The organism is Bradyrhizobium sp. CFUWI (genome assembly GCF_056429085.1).
This window is the reverse complement of sequence record NZ_JBWJZE010000222.1, coordinates 1-433: the sequence shown is the minus strand read 5'-3', so window position 1 is coordinate 433 and position 433 is coordinate 1. Positions and strand designations below refer to the sequence as shown.

The 433-nt window shown below is 57.5% G+C and carries 1 protein-coding gene; it reads right to left on the bottom strand.

The window, feature by feature from the left end:
- Positions 1-90: 90 nt before the first annotated feature.
- On the bottom strand, positions 91-433 hold a 343-nt coding region (locus tag AC066S_RS39530; protein ID WP_478272018.1), incomplete at its 5' end, for a DUF3330 domain-containing protein.

The following is a 433-nucleotide window of genomic DNA, read 5'->3' as shown; positions in this document are numbered from 1 at the left end:
ACCCTTGACGGCGTATGTCAATCAATTCGGAAGGCAACTCTATTCTGACGATTTAGCGCCGGATGGTCTGACGCCAAGTTAGGGTATGCCTCAATCTGACGGTAGCGAGTCGCAGGCGTTCGGATCGGCATCGGTTTCGTTCCCTGTCTTGGCACGCGCTTCGAAGCGTTGATAACACTCCAACCCGCAGAAGTGCTCGACGTATTCCGCGCCTTCCGGGGTGAAGGCGGCATCGAGCGGGATTTCCTTGCAGCACACGCAGCAACTGGTGGTGGTCGAGTCACTTGCATTCATGGTGGCACCCCTCCATTGACTGACGAAGACGGCGAATGCCGCCGCCGGCATTGGCTTCGCGAACAGGAAGCCTTGTCCTGTGTCGCAGTCCGCTTGTCGCAATAGATCAAGACTCGCCGATGTTTCCACGCCTTCAGCC